Below are 22,089 nucleotides of genomic sequence, written 5' to 3' on the forward strand. Positions count from 1 at the left end.
CGAAGTGTTGGTTAACGCTGGATTTTGGTCTTCTTTGACTTGTCATAAAAGAAGTCCAATGATGAAAGACATGAAGTCAGTAACGTCGCTCGCTGAAGCTGAGAATTTTATTTTTTCAACTCTAGGCTCGTCGATTCGCCTGGCGACACCTTTAGGTTTGGGAAAGCCCAACCAACTTCTGAATTCCATCTATGAAAGAGTCGCGAGAACTCCGGAAGTTTCTCTTAAAATTTTTACGGCTCTCTCTTTGGATTTTGCAAAACCTCAAAGTGATATGGAAGAGCGTTTTCTTGGGCCTTTTTATAAAAGGCATTTTGGTGAAGACTATCCCCATTTACGCTATCTCGCAGATTTGCACAGCAATAAAGTTCCCAAGAACATCCAGATTCATGAATTTTATTTTCAAGCCGGAACGCTTTTGAAATGCGAACTTGCGCAGCAAGCCTATATCAGTCTTAATTATACTCACGTGGCTAAAGCCATTGTGGACCATGATATTAACGTCATCATCCAAATGGTAGCTTTGTCTCCCGATGGCAGAAAAATCAGTCTGAGCTGCAATCCCGATCTGACTTTGGATGTCGTGGATCTTTATAAAAAATCTCAAAAGCCTCTTTTGATTGTCGGAGTTGTCCATCCTGATCTGCCGTACTTAGGAGGGGACGCGGAAGTCGATTCTGATTTTTTTGATCTCTTAGTACATAGCAGAGAAGTGACACATAAACTTTTTGCGGTCCCTCGGGTCTCCGTTGATGAGGCGGAGCACATGATTGGTTTTTATGCCAGTCAGTTGGTTGTCGATAGCGGAACTTTGCAGATTGGAATTGGATCTTTATCGGACGCCCTTGTGAATTCGATGATCTTGCGGCAGAAAAACAATTCTCTCTATCAGCGCATCTTCACGGAGATTTGGAAGGGGTGTCCTCTGGCGCCGGAGGGTGTTTTGCAGAGTGGAGTTCTTAAGGAAGGCCTCTATGGCACCAGTGAGATGCTTATGGATGGTTTTATGCATCTGCGGAAGGCGGGTGTCTTAAAGCGTGAAATCTTTGATCATGAGGAATCTGCAAAAAGATATTTGCATGGTGCTTTTTATCTTGGGTCCAGTGGGTTTTATGAATGGTTGCGGTCCTTATCAAAAGAAGACTATGAAGGACTTTCCATGACACGTGTTTCAAAGGTCAACGATCTGTATGACCCTCATGAATTAGCCCTTAGAAAGCAAAGAAAGAATGCACGATTTTTTAACACCTGTATGAGCGTGACTCTTTTAGGGGCCGCGGCCTCTGACACCACAGAGACGGGACTGGTGGTGAGTGGTGTGGGTGGGCAGTACAACTTTGTGGCAATGGCGCAGGAGTTGGAAGAAGCTCGATCCATTTTGATGCTGCGAAGCACGCGTCTAAAGAATAAAAAAATGCTTTCTAATATTGTGGATGTTCATGGCAACGCCACAATTCCGCGCCATCTCCGTGACGTCGTCATTACGGAATATGGAATTGCCTTCTTACGAGGTGCTAGTGATGAACAGGTGATTCAGCGTCTGATTGAAATTGCCGATAGTGAATTCCAAGAAGAACTTGTGGATATCGCGCAAAAGCACGGGAAACTTTCACGAAGTTATAAAATTCCTAATTATGCCAAGCATAACTCTTTAAAGAAAGTGAAGGAGTTCATAGGTTCATACAAAAACGAAAAAGCCTTTGCTCTGTTTCCTTTCGGCAGTGATTTTACTGAGGACGAGATTCGCGTCGGAAGGGCGCTGACGAAGCTCAAGGATCAAAATGCAGGGGCTCTTGTCCGATTTCTCTTAAAAGGTTTTTCAGTTTCGCCACAGAAATATCAAGCTGAGTTAAAAAGAATGAACCTGCATCATGTAAGGTCGGTTAAGGAGCATTTGTACCGAAAGCTTCTTTTAGGTGCGCTGAAGGAATAAAAAAACGCCGCTTCTTGAGGGCGGCGTTTTTAGTTTCAAAGAATCTGAAGATTAGATCGTGGCATGCACGCGATGCGTGTCATCCATATCGTCAAGGTAGTTCAAAAACTCCTCAACGTCTTTTCTTTGTTCGTCAGAAAGCTCTGTGATGTTTTTCGCTTTATATGAAAGTTCACCTGTTGTGACTTTCCAGCCACGTTTTGTTAAAGCTTCGCGAACAGCATCAAGATCGTCAGCGTTTGTGAAGAACTCATAAGTGCCACCCTCGTCAGGATAAACTTCGTTAGCGCCTGCTTCGATAGCTTCTTCATCCGGATCGAATTTACCTTCTTTAGTTCCTTCAATCAGGCCTACGCGGTCAAACATCCATGCTACAGATCCAACCTCACCCATATTGCCTTCATGAGATTTGAAAGCATGGCGCATGTCTGGAGCCGTTCTGTGTTTATTGTCTGTTTGGCATTCTACGATCACACCTACACCGTGAGGACCGTAACCCTCGTAAGTGATCTCTTCGATGATTTTACCGTCATCAAGAAGACCAGCGCCTTTTTTAATAGCGCGCTCGATCGTGTCATTCGGGCACGATACTTTTTTAGCGGCATCAATAGCTAGACGAAGGCGGGCATTGGCGTTGGGATCAGGACCACCGGCTTTCGCAGCGACTGCAATTTCGCGCGCGAGTTTGGTGAATATTTGGCCTTTTTGTTGAGCTTTCTCAACTTTACCGGCGTTTTTCCATGATTTTCCCATATAGCTCCTTCTTAGCTCTAGGGAGATATTGCAGCAAATCAGGAAATATTTGGCAAGAATAGGAGCGGGATGTAAAAGGTCTTATGTTCAGTTTTTCGACCCCTAATGTCTGGGAAAAGATCCAAAATATCGAGAAATCCTGCGAAGACGCGTTGAAGTTGAGCAGTCCTTATCTTGTCCCCGAAGATCCGGCCCGAGATGTCCCCGTTTTACACCCCAAATTCCACCCAGTTAAGAAGGGTTTTTCGACTGTCGAAGGCCAGGCCCGCATGCTCCATGATTTGGCGAGCATTGAGCTTCAAGCCATGGAATTGGGAGTGCGTACTCTTGTGGAGTATCCCGATGCTCCGCAGGGTTTCCGCGAAGAGTTGATGGCCGTGACCGTTTCTGAAGCGCAGCACTTGCGCATGTGTTTGGAAGGGATTGAGTCTTTAGGGTTTAAATGGGGAGATTGGCCCGTGCACATGGCTCTTTGGAGAGCGGTGAATGTGGAAGACACTCTTTTGGATCGCATTTTGATCGTGCATCGTTATTTGGAAGGCAGTGGTCTTGACGCGGGTGATACTTTGATTCGTCGTCTTGAGGGAACTGCGGGGAAAGACACGATTCAGAAGATCGTGAAGCAAATTAATTTTGAAGAGATCGGTCACGTGGATTTTGGCTCACGTTGGTATCGCGAGATCTGTCGCAAAGAAAAGCTTGACCCCTCCCTGGACTTTCCAGAGAGAATGGATTCTTTAAGAAAAAGGCTGCCGAAACGCATCGAGCCTTTGAATCGGGATTTACGAATCAAAGCCGGGTTTAGTGAAGAAGAAATTCAATACTACGAAAACCTGCGTTTGGATTTTTTAAAGCCCAGCAGCTCGTAAGGAGTCGGAATGCGAAGTTGGGTGTCTCTTTGGATGGTTTTAGTTTCTCTCCCGGCGTGGAGTCTGACATTACCGGAATCTGTGGGCATCGCACTTCAGAAATCCAGCGTTCTTAAGCAACAGACTCTAGAGCTGGAAAAGTCCGAACTCAGTCTTAAACAATCCAAATCCGCATTTCTGCCTTCTTTAGATCTAACGGCGTCTTACATCTACAATGATGAAAATCCCAACGAGCGAACTTATGATTGGGACAGCAGTGCTGCGATCAGCGTCACAGAAAATTTTTATGATCATGGATTGAGTCTGACGAATTATAAAATATCCAAATCCCGCAAGGCCTTGACGGAGCTTGATTATCGTCGTGAAAAATCCAGCACGGTCTTGAAGACCGTGCAAATTTATTTAGAAGTCTTAAAGACGCAGAAGATTGAAGAACTGCAAATTAAAAACATGGCGCAAGTGGAAAAGGTTTATAACCTGGTTGTTTCTCAATACAAACAGGGCTTGCGAACACGTCAAGACTTTCTGCGGTTTGAGGCGCAATATCAACGGGCTATTCTCGCGAAAGCTTCAGCCGAATACGACACGATGAAAGCTCGGGAAGATCTCAAGGTGTATCTCGATTTACCGGAAACGCCCGTGCAACTTTCCGATTATCAGCAAAAATCCGTTCCAGTTTCCACAGAGCCGCAAATTTATGAATCTGAAAAAAGACATCTCACCCAAGAGCTGCGCACTTCTGAAGAAAAACTTTTGAGAATCGAAAACCGCCCGCGCATCGACGTGGTGGGCAAGTTTGGTTATGGCAGTGACAGTTATTTTCATACGGATACGCGTTGGAGCGATAACGATAAAACCTTTTGGAATGTCGGTTTAACATTCAATTGGAATTTATGGGACTGGGGACAGCGTGGGTCTGCTGTTAAGATTTCGCACCTAGAAAGCCTGCGCCAGGACGTGCGAAGTTCTTTTGACGAGCGTGACGCAAAGTCCGTCATTTCTAAACTGCAAGAGCAAGTGCGTTTGATTCAAAAACAATACGACATCACTGAAAAGCTCTTTAAGGTTGAGACCGAGAACTTTACGATCATGGAACGTTACTTCCGTGAAGGTAAATCTTCATTCCTTGATTACTCGACATCTTTATCGGATTTAATCTCCGTGCAAATTCAAAAGATTCAGACAGAATACAATCTTATTCAGACCCGTTTGGAACTTGAACATCGTAAAGGATACCTTGATGAAAAATCTGTTCAGTAAAAAAGCCTTTTGGATTGTCGTGATTCTTATTGTCCTTGTCTGTATTCCTTTTGTGTTGTCGTCCTCAAAAAAATCGACGTCGTCCTTGGGGACCGTTGAAAAAGGCGAAATCGTTCAGCGTGTTTCGCTTTCAGGTGTTGTTCAGCCGGTGCGAAAAGCTTTGATCGTGGCCTCTTATAGCGGCTACGTGAAAAAGATGTTCGTGAAGGTCGGGCAAGATGTGAAAATCGGTGATCCGCTGGTTTCTGTTGTTCAGTCTCTTTCAAGCTTTGAAGAGGCCTTTCCTTTGCGCTCCCCGGTGAAAGGACGCGTGGTGCAGATTCGTCACACGGAAGGCGAGTTTGTGAAGTCAGGTGACACCACGGATTTTATTTTGCGAGTTGATGATTTATCCGAAATGTATGTCTATGTGAACGCCGCTGAAATTGACCGAGTGAAAATGACGGTGAATCAAGAGGCGATGTTAAAGCCCATGGCTCTCTCGGAAAAATCTTATAAAGCGCAGATCGTGGATCTGGCCTTGGCCGCCAACGACAAAGATCGTTGGGATCGCTCTAGCGTCGTGGAATTTCCAATCACTTTAAAAATTTTGAATCCCGATGCCGATTTAAAATCGGGCATGAGCACTTTGATCGATATTATCACTTTTAAAAAAGATCAGGTTCTCACTTTGCGCCATGAGTTTGTTTATTCTCAAGGCGATGAGAACTATGTTCTTCTGGAAAACGGTGAGAAGCGCGTTATCAAGATCGGTGTCTCGAATGAAGAAAAAATTGAAATCCTAGAGGGTCTTAAAGAGGGAGACAAAGTTCAGAAAGTCGATTTTGCTTCGATGTTGGAGAACTCCTAGATGAGTTATATCTCGGCGCAGAACCTGGTTTTCTCATATCCAGGAGCAGATCAACCGGTTTTAAGGGAGCTTTCTTTTTCCATTGAAGAAGGTTCTTTCGTGGCGATTCAAGGTCCTTCTGGATCTGGGAAGTCCACGTTGCTCTACCTTTTAGGCGCCATGAACCGCGTGCAGTCCGGTGATTTATTTGTCGCAGGAAAGAACTTAAATCAACTCACTCGCACAGAAGCCGCGTTCTTTAGAGCTTCTGAAATCGGTTTCGTTTTTCAACAGTTTCATCTTTTACCTAAACTCACTCTGTTAGAAAATGTGGAGCTTGGAGGGCTTTATCCTTTAGAGATAGCCAAAGATCGTTCAGTTCTTAAGGCTCGTGCCGAAGAACTTTTAGGTAAATTCGGTCTTTCTGAAAAAAAGGATGAACTGCCTAGTAAAGTTTCGGGGGGCCAGCAGCAGCGAGTCGCCATTGCGAGATCGTTGATGCAAAAACCTCGTCTGATTTTAGCAGACGAGCCCACAGGAAATTTAGACTCGGTGAATTCGCAATTGGTTCTGCAAGAGCTCAAACGTTTGCACAGCGAAGGTCATACCGTTGTTTTAATCACCCATGATGGCGAAGTCGCGAAGCAAGCAGATCGCATTCTTCATATCCGCGATGGACGTCTGGAATCCGAAGAAATTCTCCAATATACAAAAAATAAAGCGGCTCCGTTACATAAGGATTCCGATACCAAGACCCAGGATATGGTGTGGAGCAAAGATCTTCTTCGTTACTTGGCTCAAAATGCCTGGACTCAGCTTTCCGCGAATAAAGTGCGCGCTTTGTTAACCATGCTTGGTGTGACGATCGGCGTGGGAGCTGTCTTATCCATGATGACTTTGGGTGGTTTTGCTAAAGAAAAGATTTTGGCTGGCTACGCAGAAATGGGCGTGAATACTTTTGAATTTAACGGGTATCCGAATTGGGATATGAAAGCCAAGGACGTTAAAGGAGCTGTGTTTGATTTTTTCAAGTGGGAGACAGACCTTCTTCCCTTAAAAAATATCTTTCCGGAAATTCAAAGAATATCCCCTGTGTTAACGGGACGAAATGTTTCAGTAGTGTTTGCCGGTAAAACCATCGACAACGACGTGCGTATTTTAGGGGTGAATGAAGACACCTTCAGTATCGCCAAAAGAAAAATCATCGTTGGGAATCCGGTGAATGCCTATCATGTGAAAAATCGCAGTCCTGTCTGTGTCATCGGCTATGACGTTGCGGAACGACTTTTTTCCAATGTGCAGCCTTTGGGGCAAATTCTTTTCTTATCCGAAGACAGCCAAGAGATGTCGTGCAAGGTCGTGGGTGTTGCGGCAAGAACTTCCAGTCGTAATGAATGGAGAAAACCTAATTTAGAAGTCTATCTGCCATTCACGTACTTCCAGGCGAAGAGTAAAAACTGGTGGTCTGCACAAATCCGTGAAGTTCTGATTGAGATTAAAGACGGGGCTTCCATGGAAAATATGGGAAAAGGTTTGCGCGCCTTTTTTCAAAAGAAGTACGGAAATAGCGGACGATTTCGTGCGGACTCTGATGCCGTGTTGATTGAGCAAATGAATCGTTTCCTGAATATTTTCTCTGGGTTCTTGGCGGCTATTGCCTTGGTGTCATTGTGTGTGGGTGGTGTCGGTATTGCCAACATGATGCTCGTGTCACTCAATGAACGTGTGCGCGAAATAGGATTAAGAAAAGCTCTAGGGGCCACGGATCAAAGTTTAAGATCTTTGATTCTGATGGAGTCTTTGTTGATTTGTTTTCTTGCAGGTCTAGTCGGGGTTGTTTTAGGGGTGATCGCTTATCAACTGATACTTTTTGCGGCGACAAAGTTTGTGAGCAAACTTGAGTTTGAATGGATTTTCAATCCTTGGGCGTTTTTGATTTCGTTTGGCTCCATCGTCGCTGTTGGAATTCTCAGTGGTCTGATTCCAGCCCTTCGAGCTGAAAAAATGGCTCCGATGCAAGCGTTGCGCACGGAATAGAGCTTCCTCTTATCACAACCTGACAAGAGGAAGCAGGTTTCACTTAAAGATATTCACAACCCAATGTGACGGAAGGAATGTCATTTCCGAGTTGAGCCATTATATCGTTACGAACACGGCGTAGACCCTCTAGAGCATCTTGTCTTAAGCCTTTGATGTTGTGAGACGTGTCGCCAAGGTTGCACATGTCAAGAGCGGGAGTGAAACCCTCGTGAGTGGTGCCGTTGCTGGCGTACTCGATACCGGCGGCGATACCGAGATCGCGACATGCGAGCATGTCTTTCTCATTCATGATGCTAAACATCGCATTGCACACCATGACCAGTGACTCCTGGGTTGGTGTAGTGACTTCTTTGCTTGCTGCGAAAGCAAATTGAGAACTAAATAGGGCGGCAGCAATAATAACTGACTTCACAAAAATCTCCTTTTTGATTTTGTTTGGTGAAGTTCATGAGCAAGCTCTGTGCCTTGAAATTCCGCCTTCAACTTTATTCTGTTTTTACTGGGGAAGGGGCTTCAGTGTAAAATACATCATCTGAAGGTGTTTTAGATAAATGTTCACCGTCTGTGAACGCGTTACTCAAAGTTTCTAAAATAAGAAAGAGAGATCGAGGCATAGCTATTAAATTCGCTTCGCTCCTCAAATTCCGGGGAAATCGTAACGAAGCGCCATGAATAACTCCAGTGGGAGATCTGCACGGCATATCCCAGTTCTGTTTCGAAGGTGAAGGGGTACTTCTTTACGTGGTGACTGTCGCGAAATGAGTTCCCATCCAGAAAAATATTGCGAGCAATGGCATTGCCGCGAATTCCTGCAAAACCGTAAGCCCGCCAAGGAATGTTTTTTCTCTTTCCACCGAAATCGACAATAGCATCGCCATCAGCCGAAGAAAGTCGTGAAGGACCGAAGTCTTCAGGAAGACGATATCCCACGCGTGTCACAGCGCCGACGTGTCCGGCAATCAAGACGTTTCCAAGGGAAGCTCCCCCGTAAGGAATAAAATCAAATACGCGTCCGCCGGCAGCGTCTTCAACTTCATAAAAGCGAACTCTTTGAAAGTAAGACATTTGCACCGTGGGCTCGGTTGAAAGCTGATGTTTCCATCCCTTCGCGCGGGGAATGTCGATCAGGTCATGATAACCATTTTGAACGTTTTCTCCCATGGCCTCAGGGCCGACGACTCCCAGATCTAATTCCAAAGTGTGACTGTGTGTTGGAGTTTTAAAATTGGCCGTCAATCCTAAATAGAGCCAGGCAGCATAAGGGCGATCATCTGGAATCAGTTCCGCGATACCGGTCTTTCCCGGTGTATAAATTTGTTGTGCGAGTGAAATTCCAAAGTTGGTCGTGGATTTTTCAAATTCTTCACTTAATTTTTCTGACCACCCCGTGAGAGGTGGAATCCATTGTGGGATGTTGTCTTCAGCGTACACGTAGGAAAAGCGAATGCCATTGGAATATCCTTGATCAGAATTAGGACCGCCCAATCGTCGAGTATCGTTTTCAACGTAAACAGTAAAGGATTCTCCATAAGGTTTTACGCTCTCTGAAGAACTCGGACCTTGCGCGAAGGTTTTTGTCGAGATCATCAGAGTGAGTAAAAAGAGAATCTTTATCATGGATTAATCAATACTCTCATCATCTTCGAGGAAGCGCCATTGTCCTTCTGGAAGTTGTCCTAAGCGCAGTTTCCCGATGCGCACTCGTTTTAAGCCCGTGACTTTAAGTCCGACGGCTTCGCACATGCGACGGATCTGACGTTTCTTTCCTTCGCGCAAAATAAAGCGCAATTGATCTTGATTGAGCCATTCCACTTTTGCAGGTTTTAAGGGTTTTCCGTCTAGCGACAAACCATGATTTAAAAGTTTTAGTTTGTCGTCAGGAAGCTTGCCTTGAACGCGCACAATATATTCTTTTTCCACTTTGGATTCTTCGCCAATGATTTTTTTTGCGATACGTCCATCTTGGGTAAAAAGCAAAAGACCTTGAGAGTCGATATCCAGGCGGCCTGCGACTGCCAATCCCTGAAAGTGCTCCTGGCGAAGTCTTTGTTTTGAATCGCCGAACTGATTTTCAGGAGTGATTAGTTTCACTGCGGGTTGATAGGGAGGTTCCGGCTGGGCTGAAACATAGCCAATCGGTTTATTAAGAATAATTGTTGCCAATCGCTTTTGTTGTTTCAGGGCTTGGGCTTCCAAAGTGATTTTGACATTGGGACTGACCTTTGTGCCGAGCTGATCAATCTTAACGCCATCAACGAGGACGAGGCCTTTGGCAATGTATTCATCCGCCTCACGGCGTGAGCAAATTCCCTTTTCAGCCATGAGTTTTGATAAACGTACTTTTTCTTCGCTCATAGGCGGATCTCCGTCCAAAGGTTGTCCATCTCGTAAAGTCTAATATAGGAAAGATCTTTTTCTGAAATAGAGGCTTTTAGTTTTTCTAAAAAATAAAGCGCGATGTTTTCTGTCGTAGGAACTTTGTCTTTAAACTCTGGAATCACGAAGTTCAGATGTTCATGATCCAATCGTGTTGTGAGTTGAGTTAAAAGATTTTGGTATTGTGATTTTTTTGGAAGCTCTTGAGAATCACGCAGAACGAAACCCACCTCTAAAGTGTAGTTGTGTCCATGACCGTATTGTGTGTAACAACGACCGAAGGTGTTCTCGTTTTGGGTTTTATCCCAAAGAGGTTGTGCATAGAAATGAGCGCTGCTAAACGAGCTCTTTAAAGTCAGAATCATTTCAGATTGATTCCTCCATCAACGGAAAGAATCGCTCCTGTTGTCCAGCTCGAAAGATCTGATCCCAGGAAGTAAACGGCTTTCGCCACTTCTTCGGGTGTTCCCACGCGGCCTAGTGGCTGCAAAGATTTCAATTTTTCCAATGTGATGGTCTTCTCGCTGGATTCAAGATGGTGAAAACTATGAATAGGGGTGTCGACAATCCCAGGGCAGACGCAATTGGCGCGAATTTTAAAAGGTCCGCCATCCAAAGCAAGACTTTGAGTCCAGTTCACCATAGCGGCTTTACTTGCGGAGTAGGACGAGTTGGAGCCTCCCGGGCGCAGTCCCAACGTAGAAGAAATATTCACGATACTTCCGCCACCTTGTTCTTTAAAGTAAGGAAAGAACGCACGGGCAATACGCACAGGTCCTAAAAGATTCACTTCAAACTGTTTCATCCAGATGTCATCGGTGCCTTCTTCCGTGGAATGCGTTTGATAAATTCCAGCATTGTTCACGACGACTTCAATGCGATGGATTTTTGCTGTGAGCATTTCATCAAGGCGTTTATTCAAAGCGGCCACATCCGTCACATCGCAGGAAACAATCGAAGCGCCACTGCGACACTTCGCTGCGACCTCTTGCAGGCGTTCTTTATTGCGTGCCATTAGATAAACGAAATAGCCGTTTTTAGAATATTCAATGGCAGTGGCGGCACCGATCCCGCTACTAGCTCCGGTAATTAAAGCGGCCTTTTTCATGTCGAAATCCCCTGTGGTTAAACTGGACTTATACTAGCAAAGGCGGGGACCGAAGAGAAGTCATGTCCATGCGCGAAGCGTTTTCCATCGGAATAAAGTTCTTCTTTGTCGGCCTTGTCCTATTTTCTGTGTTTTGGGGACAGCTCCCTTAAAAAGCAGAAAGCCGGGTTGGGTCCCGGCTCTCTTTAACGGATTTAATTTGAAATGGTAACGAGGAACTAAGCCGCTTTTTTCGCGACGTAGTGATAATACTTCTTATCAAAGTCAGGAGCTTTCATCCCTTCCTTCGTGATCAAGCCTGCTTTGAACCAATCAAAGTGTTCAGCGCAGAAACCCGCCTTTTCAGATTTTTTCTTGCAGCCTTCGCCGCAGCAGCGAGCCGATTCCAAAGAAACTACGTTATTAGGGATTTGTTTTTCGAATTTTTTGTCAGCCATCTTGAGTGACCTCCAGTTGAAATCTTAAGCTGGTTGAATGTCTTAAGACATAAGACTTATCGGAGGAGGTCATTTGGACTTAAGGACTTGGAAGCAAACTCAGTTTACTTTCTTCCGAATCCCATTTTGAGACTGTATTAAGCAATTAAATCAGTTTTAAGAAGCGGCCCATGTCCACAGGTTTAGAGAATAAGTACCCTTGGCCATAGCGAGCACCCAAGGTTTCAAGCACCAAGGACTCTTCATTGTTCTCGATTCCTTCAGCAATGATCTCAATCCCCATGGCGTGCGCCAAGTGAATGATCGAGCTGACAACGGCTTTGGATTTTGGATCCGTAAGGACTTTCATAACAAAGCAGCGGTCAATCTTCAGAAAGCTGATCGGCATTTGTGTAAGGTACTGCAAGCTTGAGAAGCCCGTACCGAAATCATCAATAGAGATCGCATAACCTTGGTTGCGGCACTGATTTAGAGCCTCCAAAGCAATGGCTCCATCCATCATGATTCTTTCAGTCATCTCAAGTTTGATGTTCTTCGTTTGCAGATCGTGCTTTTCGCGAAGATCTTCAAGGTTGTTCACGAAATCGGAGTGTGTGAACTGGCGGCCGGAGATATTGATACTCATCATGAAGTCATCGGCCATTTTGTCTTTTTTATTCAAGCGCAGTTGATCTTGAATGGTGCGCAGGTCTTTCAAAGCCTGATTGATAATCCAGTGACCGATCGGAATCACCATAGAGGAGTTTTCAATCACGTCGATAAAAAGATTCGGAGAAACCAGTCCGTGCAAAGGACTGTTCCAGCGAAGCAAGGCCTCACAGCCCGTGATCTGTTTGTTTTTAAGATTCACGATGGGCTGATAGAAAAGTTCAAATTCTTTGTTTTGAAAAGCTTGGAAGATTTGATTTTCCAATTTGATTTGATCTAAAGCGCTTTGTGTTCCGTCGTCACCAGCACCGGAGTTGTCAAATTCAACATCGGCGACTTTTGCGCCTCCGGGAGTGTTGATATTTTTACGGCGAAGTCTTTTAAGCAAAACGCGCATCAAAAGCTGCACGACTTTATCGGCTGTGGAAACGCGTTCGAGGACTTGTTGTTTTGTGACGATCGCCAAGCGCACATCTTCCAAGGCACGCACGGAAGCAGAACGGTTTTGATTGTCGATCAGAGCCATCTCGCCAAAGATTTCACCTTCACCCAAAATCGTGAGAGGAATTTCCTCTTTGTCTTTGGTGATATAAATAAGCACTCGGCCTTTTTCGATGATATAGGCACAATCACCGGCATCGCCTTCGCTAAAAATAATTTGGTCTTTGTGAATATCGACGGACTGAGCTGCTGAATTCATAGACTCCCATTCTAGGGCTTAAGGTGCAGGTCCGACAAGTCCAGCTGATTCATTTGATTCAATTTCCAACCGATAAATTCCGGTTTTACCAGAATTGAGAAGTGAATAGCCCCCAATGGAATCATCAAATGATTTTTCATCAAATATTCGGTGCCGCTAAGACACCATTTTTTCTGTTCGGCAGGTTTTTTTGCCTGTGCTAATGAGGACAAAATCTTCTGATATTCTGGCGATTTTATACGCAGATAATTCTCGGGACTCGAAGGTGCAAAAGTTTCTAAAGCAGCCAAGCATGTCGGGCGATCCGGAGAAACGCCTTTGCGGAACAAGGCCGGAGGATTCTGTTGCAGGATTTGCAGGAAAACTTTGTTTTCTTTCACTTCAAGATGCGTCTTTAAGCTCGCATTTTTACTCCACTGGTTTTGCAGCCATTCGGTCGCACGCTTGTGGTCTTCGCCTCCCAAGGCTGAAAACATCAAAGTGTAGGTCTTTGTGGATTTAACCGCAGGAACTTTTTTTAGATCGTAGTCGTAACAGGGAGCTTTTTCCGGAAACCAAGAGTCCGGAAGGCCAATGCAGCCCGGTTTTCCCTCTGAAGAGAAAATCTTTTGCAATTCAACGTAGTTCAAAGAGTAAGTGAAAGCTTTGCGCACGTCTTCTTGGTCTGCAAGCTCAGGTCCAAATCCCAAGTAATCCAGGCGGATCACCGGATACCAATAGAAATCTTTGCGAGTTTTATAAGTGGGAATAAAAAGAGTCGGAAGGCGTCTTAAAAATTGCAGTTCATTCTTTTCATAAAGTTGCAGAGCCACCGTGTCTTCTTCGACAAAAAGAAACTCAATATTCGGACGAGCAGGGTGTCCGCCTTTGTAGAGGGTGTTGGCTTCGAGAATGATCTTTTGCCCTTTTTTCCATTCTTTCAATTTGTAAGGGCCGTTGTAAGAGGAAAGATCTTCTTTTGTGGGAGCTAAAAGAAAATTAGCCAAATTGTATTCAAAATCAGGATCGGATGTTTGAAACTCAAACTTCAAAGTGAGTTTGTCGGGAGTGGTGACTCCTAAAGTTTCAAGACCTTTTTTGCCTGCATAAATCTCTTCAGCATTTTTAATCTTAAAGAGTAAATCCGCGCGGGGAGCGGCTGTTTTAGAATTCAGAATCTTTTTGTAAGTGCGAAGAAAATCCTCGGAAGTCAGAGGTGTTCCGTCACTCCAGACAAGGTCTTTCTTCAGAGTGCACGTGAGGTTCTGCTTTTTATCGCGTTTGCAGGACGTCCCTAAATCTGGAACGAGGCCCTTTTGATCGTCATAACTAAAGATATTGCGGTAAAGGTTTCCAAGAATGTAGCTGGACGACGAAGTTCTTTGTCGGTTCGGATCAAGTCCGCCCGGTTCATTAGATAAATGCAGACGAAAAACTTTCTCTGCCGCAAAAGTTCCTGAAGACCACAAAAGAAGAAACACCAAGATGATTTTCATGGCTAAGATTGTAACCAGAATTGACGTGAAAAAGAAGGGGAGTTTTGGGAAATAAAAAAGGCCTCCGAAGAGGCCTTTTATTAAGAACTACTTATCTAGTTCCATTTTTGCAATTGTTTGCAATTGCATGTTTGTCGTTCCTTCGTAGATCTGACCGATCTTCGCGTCACGCCAGAATTTTTCAACAGGGTATTCTTTAGTGAATCCGTTGCCGCCGAAAAGGTCGATCGCTTTAGAAGTGATCTTTTCAGCTGCTCTGGAAGCGTAAAGTTTTGCCATCGCTGCCGCTTCGATGAAGTCTTGACCAGCGTCTTTCAAGCGAGCCGCATTGTAAACCATCAAGCGAGCTGCTTCTAGTTCCGTGCGCATTTCAGCTAATTGGAATTGCACGCCTTGGAAGTGAGCAATGGGTTTTCCGAATTGTTCGCGACCTTTAACGTAAGCAAGAGCTGCTTCGTAAGCACCTTGAGCGATACCGATCATTTGTGCACCGATACCGATACGGCCTTCATTCAAAGTCTCGATAGCGATTTTATAACCTTTTCCAACTTCGCCTAGAACGTTGGCTTTAGGTACTTCGCAGTTTTCAAATAGAAGTTCGCAAGTTGAAGAAGCGCGGATACCCAATTTGTCTTCTTTTTTACCAACTTTGAAACCAGGGAATGATTTTTCAACAACAAACGCTGTGATGCCTTTGTAGCCTTTAGCGATATCGATATTTGCGAATACGATGAACACATTCGCTTCTTTACCGTTTGTGATCCACAATTTTGAACCGTTCAAAACGTATTTATCACCTTTATCTTCTGCTTTAAGTTTCAATGCGAAAGCGTCAGAGCCAGAAGAAGATTCAGAAAGAGCGTAAGCGCCAACCCACTCCGTCGCCATTTTGCCCAAGTATTTTTCTTTTTGAGCTTCAGTTCCCCATTTAAGGAATGCATTTGTCGTCAAAGTGTTTTGAACGTCGACAAGAACAGAAACAGAACCGTCAACACGGCCGATTTCTTCAACAGCCAAGCAAGCCATTGTGAAAGTAGAACCCGCGCCACCGAACTTCTCTGGAGTTTCGATACCCATCAAGCCCATTTCAAAAAGCTTTTTAACGATAGCAGGGTCCATCTCTGCTTTTTCGTCCATGTGTGTCACATGAGGTTTGATTTCAGATTCAGCAAAAGCACGAACAGCATCGCGGAACGCGGCTTCGTCTTCAGATAGCATCGTCAAAGCTGGACGTGCATGAGTTACGTCGGACATGGTCTCTCCCATTCGATTTAGTTAAAACAGTGGGCCTGAAAATATATGCTTCAAAGAATTTATTCAAGGTCTTGGAAAGACGAGAGCTTTTCTCTTAACAAGCTGTGTTACACTGTTTGCACTTTATATAAGCAAGTGATTCGACATGCTAGACAAGAGTCTAGGTGTGATTTAGCGTGAGGTGATATGGATTTCGTCGAAATTGGCGCCAAGATTGGTATTTATTTTATTCCGTTTCTTTTTGCACTCTGTTTCCATGAGTACGCTCATGGTTGGGTGGCGCGCCGCCGCGGAGACAACACCGCTGAGGTGATGGGTCGTCTTACGATGAACCCGATTGCGCACATGGATATGATCGGCACGCTGATCCTTCCGATTATTTCCATCGTACTGGCGACACCGATCTTTTTTGGCTGGGCAAAGCCGGTTCCTGTGAATACGCGCAACTTAAAAAATCCTCGTGTGGATATGTTCTGGATCGCTTTGGCGGGTCCTCTTTCGAACATTCTTCTGGCGATTGTCGGAGCCATCCTTATCGCTGTTGTGGCGAAATATTTTATGGCCCTTAGTTATGCCGGTGGTCTTGTGGAAATTCTTAAGACCTTCATCATCACGAATCTGTTCTTAGCTGTTTTCAATATTCTTCCTCTTCATCCTTTGGACGGCGGAAAAGTATTGGCGCGTTTTCTTCCAGCGCAATTGAACTACAAGTTGGAACAAAACGAACACATCACAAGCATGATTTTGATGGCTCTTGTTTTAACAGGAGCGTTGCGCATTCTCGCGGTTCCTGTGATCTGGGGATATAACAACCTGGTGACTCTGGCTTTGGGAGGCTTTGGGATATGAGTTCTGAAGTCAATGGAACAAGTCCAGCTTCCGCGTCTCCGACGCTCCAGCCTCCTGCGCGACGTGCGCGTGTGATGTCCGGCATGCGCGTCACAGGACGTTTGCATATCGGTCACTATTGGGGTGCTTTGCAAAACTGGGTGAAGTTGCAAGACGAGTATGAATGTTTCTTTGGAGCGATGGATTGGCATGGGATGACCACGGCTTATAAATCTCCGAAAGAAATTGCTCCGTGGACTCGCGAGATGATCGCGGAATTCCTGGCTTGGGGAGTGGATCCCGAGAAAGTCACTTTATTTATTCAAAGCCGCGTTCCAGAGCATATTGAACTTTTCATGATCTTCGCAAATCTAACGCCGATGGGATGGTTAGAGCGTGTGAATACGTGGAAAGACGCTGTGGAAGAAATGAAGGCTAACGACACTCATAACTTGGGTCGCTTTGCTTATCCGGTTTTGCAAGCAGCAGATATCGCTATTTATCGTGCTCACAAAGTGCCGGTAGGCGCGGATCAGATTTCTCACTTGGAAATCTCTCGTGAGATCGTTCGTCGTTTTAATAATCTTTATAAAGCAAAACTTCCGGAGATGAACCATCTCCTGACGGAAATTCCTTTGGTTCCAGGACTTGATGGCAGAAAAATGTCCAAGTCTTATGGCAACACTCTTTATCTCACAGAGGATTCTGAAAAAGATTTGAAGAAAAAAGTAAATATGATGGTGACCGATCCTGCTCGCGTTCGTCGTGAGGATGTCGGGGAGCCAACGAAATGTTCTGTCTATGGCTATCACAAATTGTACTCTTCTTCGGAAGATCTACAGTGGGTGGAGGCTGGATGTCGCTCTGCAGGAATTGGTTGTGGGGACTGCAAAGGGCGTTTGGCGGCGAATATTGAAAAGATATCGTTAGAGCCACGAGAAAAGAAAAAAGAGTTGTTGAATAATCCAGGTCGCCTTGATTCAATCATCGACGCTGGATGCGACAAAGCGCGCAAGGAAGCCCAAAAGACTTTGGAAATCGTGCGCTCAAGTATGAAATGGTAGAGGGGACCATCTTTCATGAGTATTACAGTTCAATTGCCTAAATTTGAAGGACCTCTAGGACTTCTTCTTTACCTTATCCGTAAAGAGGAAATGGATATCATGGATATCAAAGTCCATGAGATCACCAAGCAGTACCTTGATTACATCAAATTGATGAAAGAGTTGGATCTTGAAGTGGCCGGCGAGTTCGTCGCTATGGCTTCGACTTTGATTCAAATCAAATCTCGCATGCTTCTTCCACAATATGATGAAAACGGTGAAGTGATTGAGCAAGAAGATCCGCGCAAGGAACTTGTTCAGAAACTTCTTGAGTACCAAAAATACCAAGAGGCTTCCAAACTTCTTTACGACCGTCCTTTGGTGGGTCGTGATGTGTGGTTGCGCGGAACCCGTGAATCTTTGGATCAAAAAGAAGAAGAAATCATTTTGGAAGAGAATGCTCTTTTCTCTTTGATTTCCACTTACCGTAAAATGCTTCGCTCCGTGAAAAAGAAAATTCACCAAGTGACAGCAAAAGCACAATCTATTTCTAGCCGTGTTCTTGAGATCAAGGACCGTTTGATCGTGGGCAATAAAGTGACTTTGATGGAGCTGGTGACAGCAACAGAAGATCGCGCGCGCCAAGCCTTGATCACTTTCTTATCTTTGCTTGAACTTGGAAAAATGGGCTTTGTAAGCCTTTACCAAACAGAAGCTTATTCTGACATCTGGGTCGACACTAAAAAACCTGTAGAGACAGACGTTTTAGCTCGCGTGGAAGAATACGATTCCATGAGAGCCGACGAAGTGGCTGCCAAGATGATGGAAGACTCTAAGAAAATTGATGCTGACGAAGATTTGTTGGCCGCGGAAGCGGAAACAGAAGAGTCTCCGCAAATGTCCATGGACCTTGATTTTGTCGAGGGTTCTGAAGGACTGGAAGCTTCTTTGGAAGAAGCAGGTCAAGAGATCGCCAGCGATGACGAGATCTTGGCAATGGAAAATGAATTATTTAAAGATGATGTTACGGAAGTTTAGAGGAAATCATGGCTAGAAAACGCAAAAAAAACGAACTGATTAACGAAGAAGTTACTCAATCGGAAGTGGAAGTTCTAGAAGCTGAAGTTGAAGTGGAAACTGAAACAGAAGTCGAGTTTGAGGCTTCCGAAGAATCATCTGAAGAGCTTTCCTCTGACCTAGATGGCATTGAATCTGAGGCCTCTGTCTTTCTTCAAGAGGAAGAGGAGTCTGAAGGTTTCCTTCCTGAAGCAAGCGAAGAAGAAGCTGAAGAAATGGAAATGTCTTCTGATGACGACGTTTCTGTTGAAGGCACTGAATTGGATAATTTCGATTCAGCGGAAATTGAAGAAATCGAATTTGTTGAAGAAGAGCGTCTTGAAAGTATTGTTGAGAGCGTTCTTTTTGCCAGTGATCGCCCGGTAAGTTTGGCGTCTTTGAAACTTCTCTTTAAAGGTACAAACATTAAAGGTGATAAAATCCGCAGGGCCCTTGATCAATTGGCAGTGGAATACGCTGGCGGCCGTCGTGGTGTGACTTTGGAAGAAGTTCCGGGTGGTTACCAACTGCGCACTAAAATTGACAATATGGATTTCCTAAAGCGCACGCTTAAAACTCGTCAGTTCAAACTTTCTGGTCCAGCACTTGAAGTTCTTTCCATCGTTGCCTACAAACAACCCACTGTTAAAGCAGAGGTTGATGAAATCCGTGGCGTTGAATCCGGCCACTTGTTGCGCGCTTTGATGGAAAAAAATCTGGTTTCTTTCGAAGGTAAATCAGAACTTCCAGGTCGTCCGATGCAATACGGAACGACGAAGAAGTTCTTGGAAATCTTCGGTTTGAGAACTCTTAAAGAACTTCCAACGTTGTCACAAATCGATGAGCTTCTTCCTGAAGGTATCGACGAACAACAAGCGGAAGAAAAACCGACTTTGGCGACAATCACAGACTCTATGTCCGAGACTTTCGTAGGTTCTTATTCTCAAGGAGAAGAAGAGCTTATGAAGATTCAAGAACAACTTGAAGATATCGCGACAACGACAAATTTCTTCGAAGAAGAAAAACGTCGTCAGGCTGAAAAACGCGATCAAGAGCGTGCACAAACAATCCGTGATGCTTTGGCATTTGGCGAGCCTGTGTCGACTCGTGATGCGAACTGGTTGAAGAAATATGACGAAGCTTTGGCTGCAGGAACGACATTGGTTGCAATCGCGGCAGAGAAAAAAGCGTCATTTATGAAAAAACCGGCAGCAACTGACGGCTCAGCAGAAGAAATGGAAATGACAGAAGAATCTATGGAAGCGATGGAATCCATGGAAGCCTCTGAATCTGAAGAAGGTGACGAAGAAACTTCTGAAGAAATGACCGAAGCTGTAGAAGCCTTTGACAACGATGAAGACGTTGAAGGCGCTTCCGATGATCAACTTTTCGCAGACAGCGATGAAGAGTCTTCTGAAGACGAAGAGTTGCCATTCCTAGGTGAGGCTGATGACATTGATGAAGAAGGCAGTGCCTCTGTTTAAGGCTCTGCTGAGCCTTTGGATAGTTTACAATATATTTACCATGTTGGTGATGCCCAATGTAGGAGCTTACTTTGGGCGGGTCACTTCTCGATTTATCACTCCCTACGCTAACACCGTAGGGTTGAATGCCAGCTGGAATTTCTTCTCTCCAGACCCGGCTCACACAATGTACATTCGCTACACGGTTCGCTATCTGGATGCCGACGGCAATGAGACTAAAGAGTCTGTTGAAGGTTATTTCCCTGAAGAAAAGAACAAAGGCGTTTCTGCGCCCTCTCGTAAGCGTGACCTCTATGCGATGCGCTTTATGGTGATTGAACCCAAGCGCTTGCGTATTTTGATGGGGCCATGGCTGTGCAAGCAGTATCCGGAATCGACTTCTATTGAAATGGAACATGTGATTGAAACAGTTCCACCTTTGGATCAGGTCGTGACCTTAAAAGATGAAACTGTGAAAGATCTTTCGCAAGAACTTCAATTTGTTCGAGAGTTTTACTCCTGCGCGGGTGAGGCCAATGACGAGGTGGAGTTATGATTAAAAAACTCTGGTTGATGTGGGATCGTTTCTGGTTTGCTCCGCAGGATCTCTTAGGTCTGGCTTTCATGCGCGTTCTTCTTTGCGGAACGATGGTGTACATGTATGTCGTTCGCCTGATGAATATGAGTTATTACGGGGAGAATAGTTGGATTCCTCGTTCGATGGCGTTGGAAGCGTTGCCGGAACTTTATCGTCCGCTTTTTTTATGGTGTATCTGGCCTGATTCTTTAAATCTTGTGATGCATATCTTGCTGGTTTTACTTTTGGTTCTTTTGACCTTGGGAATCGGTGGGCGTTGGCTGATGTGGATGGCTTGGGTCATCAATATGGGCTTTATTCAGCGCAATTACTCCGTGAATTTTGGTGCGGATATTATCGCCACCTTGTTCTTGTTTTACATGTCATTCACTCAGTCTTGCGAGCGTCTGAGTGTTTTAAATCTGATTCGCAAGAAAACAGCCTTTCAGTTTTCTGATACTTTAAGTTCTGTGATGATTCGTATGATGCAGGTCCAGATCTGCGTGATCTATGCTTATACGGGTTGGGAAAAATTGAAGGGTGGCAGTTGGTGGGATGGAACCGCTTTGTGGAGTGTGATGGCCAATCCGCAAATGACCACTATGGATTTTTCTTTCTTAAGAAGTGTTCCTTGGAGCATCCCGGTTCTGGCTTACACAACCATTATCTTTGAGGTTTATTTCCCAGCGATGGTGGCATGGCCTAAGACGCGCAATCTTTGGCTTTTAGCGGGTTTCTTCTTCCATGCGGGGATTGGTGTGTTTATGGGGTTAGGGCCGTTTGCGACCACCATGGTCTCGACGTATTTCCTCTTCTTAAACCCTCTCGTTTTGGAACAAGTGGTCTCCCGCATCTCAACTCGATTTTCGTCTCAAAACGAGACTCTTCTCAAAAACTGATTTAGCTCTGTCGATCCCTCATTTATCCTAAAGAGGTGGGGGATCTATGAAATCTTCAGCGTTTAAACTTGTGGGTGTCTCAAGTCTTCTTGTGTTGCTTTCGGCGTGTCAGCCGATCAACGGGAACTCCCTTTTGACTGATCAAAAAGATGATCCCTCTGCCCATGCTGTTGATTCCACGCCTAAGTCTGAAGAACTTTATCTCAAAACTTTCAGTCCTTCTGTTCAAGCTGCAGGGTTGGACAAGGTCGAAGTATCTGGTGAGTGTTATACCTCCACATATCCCACGCATAAAATCATCGTCTTAAAGTCCGGAGTTCAGCTTAATGATTTTGTTGTCGATCTCAATCCGGCAACGGCGAATAATACAAACTCGGCGACTTGCAAGAATGGTCGCTTTAACGTGAGTTTAAATTCGGGATCTTTAGCGGCCGGAGTTCATTCTCTGCGTTTCTTTATGCAAGCCTGGGATAAAGATAACAACCTTGTGACCAACGATGCTCAGGGCGCCAGTAACATCACTCTGACGAAATAGTCTGAT

General features: G+C 44.8%; 22 protein-coding genes. 12 read left to right on the forward strand and 10 right to left on the reverse strand.

The features are described from left to right. The first annotated feature begins 4 nt into the window (after positions 1–4). Positions 5–1,933, forward strand: coding sequence for an acetyl-CoA hydrolase/transferase C-terminal domain-containing protein (locus ACL934_RS09800; protein WP_413613473.1), 1,929 nt, complete (start codon positions 5–7; stop codon positions 1,931–1,933). A 51-nt stretch (positions 1,934–1,984) separates the two neighbouring features. On the opposite strand, the gene ACL934_RS09805 is transcribed toward ACL934_RS09800, so the two are convergent. After that, a complete protein-coding gene (locus ACL934_RS09805) occupies positions 1,985–2,686 on the reverse strand; it encodes a YebC/PmpR family DNA-binding transcriptional regulator (protein WP_374080363.1) in 702 nt (233 codons plus the stop codon). Positions 2,687–2,769: 83 nt separating this feature from the next. Here ACL934_RS09805 and ACL934_RS09810 point away from each other — a divergent pair, with 83 nt between their 5' ends. From ACL934_RS09810 to ACL934_RS09825, 4 genes are read left to right on the forward strand one after another with little or no spacing between them, the layout of a single operon-like run. Further along, on the forward strand, positions 2,770–3,555 hold the full coding sequence (locus ACL934_RS09810) for a DUF455 family protein (RefSeq protein WP_413613474.1): 786 nt from the start codon (positions 2,770–2,772) through the stop codon (positions 3,553–3,555). Between the two features lie 9 nt (positions 3,556–3,564). Then, positions 3,565–4,815 (forward strand): TolC family protein, encoded by a 1,251-nt coding sequence (locus ACL934_RS09815; RefSeq protein WP_413613475.1) that lies wholly within the window; start codon positions 3,565–3,567, stop codon positions 4,813–4,815. After that, positions 4,796–5,665, forward strand: a complete 870-nt coding sequence (locus tag ACL934_RS09820; protein ID WP_374080369.1) for an efflux RND transporter periplasmic adaptor subunit — start codon at positions 4,796–4,798, stop codon at positions 5,663–5,665. The genes ACL934_RS09815 and ACL934_RS09820 overlap by 20 nt, the downstream gene beginning before the upstream one ends. Beyond that, positions 5,666–7,681: an ATP-binding cassette domain-containing protein gene (locus ACL934_RS09825; protein ID WP_413613476.1), complete on the forward strand. Its 2,016-nt coding sequence runs from the start codon at positions 5,666–5,668 to the stop codon at positions 7,679–7,681. It abuts the gene before it with no gap. Positions 7,682–7,724: 43 nt separating this feature from the next. Here the strand turns inward: ACL934_RS09825 and ACL934_RS09830 are convergent, their stop codons facing one another. From ACL934_RS09830 to ACL934_RS09870, 9 genes are all read right to left on the reverse strand, one after another. Then, complete coding sequence (locus ACL934_RS09830) at positions 7,725–8,096, reverse strand: hypothetical protein (RefSeq protein ID WP_374080371.1); 372 nt, start codon at positions 8,094–8,096, stop codon at positions 7,725–7,727. Between the two features lie 161 nt (positions 8,097–8,257). Further along, positions 8,258–9,301: a lipid A deacylase LpxR family protein gene (locus ACL934_RS09835; RefSeq protein ID WP_374080372.1), complete on the reverse strand. Its 1,044-nt coding sequence runs from the start codon at positions 9,299–9,301 to the stop codon at positions 8,258–8,260. 3 nt (positions 9,302–9,304) lie between these two features. After that, the gene (locus ACL934_RS09840; RefSeq protein WP_374080374.1) at positions 9,305–10,039 is read right to left on the reverse strand and encodes a pseudouridine synthase; all 735 of its coding nucleotides are present in this window, start codon (positions 10,037–10,039) and stop codon (positions 9,305–9,307) included. Further along, positions 10,036–10,425 (reverse strand): 6-carboxytetrahydropterin synthase, encoded by a 390-nt coding sequence (locus ACL934_RS09845; protein ID WP_374080375.1) that lies wholly within the window; start codon positions 10,423–10,425, stop codon positions 10,036–10,038. The genes ACL934_RS09840 and ACL934_RS09845 overlap by 4 nt, the downstream gene beginning before the upstream one ends. Next, entirely contained in the window at positions 10,422–11,168 is a 747-nt protein-coding gene (locus tag ACL934_RS09850) for an SDR family NAD(P)-dependent oxidoreductase (protein WP_374080377.1), read from the reverse strand. Before ACL934_RS09850 ends, ACL934_RS09845 begins: the two co-directional genes overlap by 4 nt. A gap of 218 nt (positions 11,169–11,386) precedes the next feature. Further along, positions 11,387–11,605, reverse strand: a complete 219-nt coding sequence (locus ACL934_RS09855) for a hypothetical protein (RefSeq protein WP_340591654.1) — start codon at positions 11,603–11,605, stop codon at positions 11,387–11,389. A gap of 145 nt (positions 11,606–11,750) precedes the next feature. Next, positions 11,751–12,953, reverse strand: coding sequence for an EAL domain-containing protein (locus ACL934_RS09860; protein WP_413613477.1), 1,203 nt, complete (start codon positions 12,951–12,953; stop codon positions 11,751–11,753). Between the two features lie 11 nt (positions 12,954–12,964). Beyond that, entirely contained in the window at positions 12,965–14,428 is a 1,464-nt protein-coding gene (locus ACL934_RS09865) for a peptide ABC transporter substrate-binding protein (protein ID WP_413613478.1), read from the reverse strand. Between the two features lie 87 nt (positions 14,429–14,515). Further along, positions 14,516–15,682, reverse strand: a complete 1,167-nt coding sequence (locus tag ACL934_RS09870) for an acyl-CoA dehydrogenase (protein WP_374080384.1) — start codon at positions 15,680–15,682, stop codon at positions 14,516–14,518. 186 nt (positions 15,683–15,868) lie between these two features. On the opposite strand from ACL934_RS09870, the gene ACL934_RS09875 reads away from it, so the two are divergent. From ACL934_RS09875 to ACL934_RS09905, 7 genes are read left to right on the forward strand one after another with little or no spacing between them, the layout of a single operon-like run. Continuing rightward, positions 15,869–16,531: a site-2 protease family protein gene (locus ACL934_RS09875; RefSeq protein WP_413613479.1), complete on the forward strand. Its 663-nt coding sequence runs from the start codon at positions 15,869–15,871 to the stop codon at positions 16,529–16,531. Beyond that, complete coding sequence (gene trpS, locus ACL934_RS09880) at positions 16,528–17,574, forward strand: tryptophan--tRNA ligase (RefSeq protein ID WP_374080388.1); 1,047 nt, start codon at positions 16,528–16,530, stop codon at positions 17,572–17,574. The genes ACL934_RS09875 and trpS overlap by 4 nt, the downstream gene beginning before the upstream one ends. A gap of 15 nt (positions 17,575–17,589) precedes the next feature. Continuing rightward, the gene (locus ACL934_RS09885) at positions 17,590–18,591 is read left to right on the forward strand and encodes a segregation and condensation protein A (protein ID WP_413613480.1); all 1,002 of its coding nucleotides are present in this window, start codon (positions 17,590–17,592) and stop codon (positions 18,589–18,591) included. 8 nt (positions 18,592–18,599) lie between these two features. Further along, positions 18,600–20,093: an SMC-Scp complex subunit ScpB gene (scpB, locus tag ACL934_RS09890; RefSeq protein WP_413613481.1), complete on the forward strand. Its 1,494-nt coding sequence runs from the start codon at positions 18,600–18,602 to the stop codon at positions 20,091–20,093. Further along, positions 20,068–20,628, forward strand: a complete 561-nt coding sequence (locus ACL934_RS09895; protein WP_413613482.1) for a hypothetical protein — start codon at positions 20,068–20,070, stop codon at positions 20,626–20,628. Before scpB ends, ACL934_RS09895 begins: the two co-directional genes overlap by 26 nt. Beyond that, positions 20,625–21,548, forward strand: coding sequence for an HTTM domain-containing protein (locus tag ACL934_RS09900; RefSeq protein ID WP_413613483.1), 924 nt, complete (start codon positions 20,625–20,627; stop codon positions 21,546–21,548). Before ACL934_RS09895 ends, ACL934_RS09900 begins: the two co-directional genes overlap by 4 nt. A gap of 46 nt (positions 21,549–21,594) precedes the next feature. After that, positions 21,595–22,083 (forward strand): hypothetical protein, encoded by a 489-nt coding sequence (locus ACL934_RS09905; RefSeq protein WP_374080393.1) that lies wholly within the window; start codon positions 21,595–21,597, stop codon positions 22,081–22,083. Positions 22,084–22,089: the final 6 nt, after the last annotated feature.

This window comes from Bdellovibrio sp. HCB-110 (genome assembly GCF_047323225.1).
In the GTDB taxonomy this organism is placed as follows: Bacteria; Bdellovibrionota; Bdellovibrionia; order Bdellovibrionales; family Bdellovibrionaceae; genus Bdellovibrio.

What these genes read in the sequence shown, in the direction of transcription:
- ACL934_RS09815 (WP_413613475.1), top strand. Translation starts at nt 3,565, where the DNA reads ATGCGAAGTTGGGTGTCTCTTTGGATGGTTTTAGTTTCTCTCCCGGCG.
- ACL934_RS09885 (WP_413613480.1), top strand. Translation starts at nt 17,590, where the DNA reads ATGAGTATTACAGTTCAATTGCCTAAATTTGAAGGACCTCTAGGACTT.
- trpS (WP_374080388.1), top strand. Translation starts at nt 16,528, where the DNA reads ATGAGTTCTGAAGTCAATGGAACAAGTCCAGCTTCCGCGTCTCCGACG.
- scpB (WP_413613481.1), top strand. Translation starts at nt 18,600, where the DNA reads ATGGCTAGAAAACGCAAAAAAAACGAACTGATTAACGAAGAAGTTACT.
- ACL934_RS09845 (WP_374080375.1), bottom strand. Translation starts at nt 10,425, where the DNA reads ATGATTCTGACTTTAAAGAGCTCGTTTAGCAGCGCTCATTTCTATGCA.
- ACL934_RS09875 (WP_413613479.1), top strand. Translation starts at nt 15,869, where the DNA reads ATGGATTTCGTCGAAATTGGCGCCAAGATTGGTATTTATTTTATTCCG.
- ACL934_RS09820 (WP_374080369.1), top strand. Translation starts at nt 4,796, where the DNA reads ATGAAAAATCTGTTCAGTAAAAAAGCCTTTTGGATTGTCGTGATTCTT.
- ACL934_RS09895 (WP_413613482.1), top strand. Translation starts at nt 20,068, where the DNA reads ATGAAGAAGGCAGTGCCTCTGTTTAAGGCTCTGCTGAGCCTTTGGATA.
- ACL934_RS09850 (WP_374080377.1), bottom strand. Translation starts at nt 11,168, where the DNA reads ATGAAAAAGGCCGCTTTAATTACCGGAGCTAGTAGCGGGATCGGTGCC.
- ACL934_RS09855 (WP_340591654.1), bottom strand. Translation starts at nt 11,605, where the DNA reads ATGGCTGACAAAAAATTCGAAAAACAAATCCCTAATAACGTAGTTTCT.
- ACL934_RS09840 (WP_374080374.1), bottom strand. Translation starts at nt 10,039, where the DNA reads ATGAGCGAAGAAAAAGTACGTTTATCAAAACTCATGGCTGAAAAGGGA.
- ACL934_RS09900 (WP_413613483.1), top strand. Translation starts at nt 20,625, where the DNA reads ATGATTAAAAAACTCTGGTTGATGTGGGATCGTTTCTGGTTTGCTCCG.
- ACL934_RS09835 (WP_374080372.1), bottom strand. Translation starts at nt 9,301, where the DNA reads ATGATAAAGATTCTCTTTTTACTCACTCTGATGATCTCGACAAAAACC.
- ACL934_RS09825 (WP_413613476.1), top strand. Translation starts at nt 5,666, where the DNA reads ATGAGTTATATCTCGGCGCAGAACCTGGTTTTCTCATATCCAGGAGCA.
- ACL934_RS09870 (WP_374080384.1), bottom strand. Translation starts at nt 15,682, where the DNA reads ATGTCCGACGTAACTCATGCACGTCCAGCTTTGACGATGCTATCTGAA.
- ACL934_RS09810 (WP_413613474.1), top strand. Translation starts at nt 2,770, where the DNA reads ATGTTCAGTTTTTCGACCCCTAATGTCTGGGAAAAGATCCAAAATATC.
- ACL934_RS09865 (WP_413613478.1), bottom strand. Translation starts at nt 14,428, where the DNA reads ATGAAAATCATCTTGGTGTTTCTTCTTTTGTGGTCTTCAGGAACTTTT.
- ACL934_RS09905 (WP_374080393.1), top strand. Translation starts at nt 21,595, where the DNA reads ATGAAATCTTCAGCGTTTAAACTTGTGGGTGTCTCAAGTCTTCTTGTG.
- ACL934_RS09860 (WP_413613477.1), bottom strand. Translation starts at nt 12,953, where the DNA reads ATGAATTCAGCAGCTCAGTCCGTCGATATTCACAAAGACCAAATTATT.
- ACL934_RS09805 (WP_374080363.1), bottom strand. Translation starts at nt 2,686, where the DNA reads ATGGGAAAATCATGGAAAAACGCCGGTAAAGTTGAGAAAGCTCAACAA.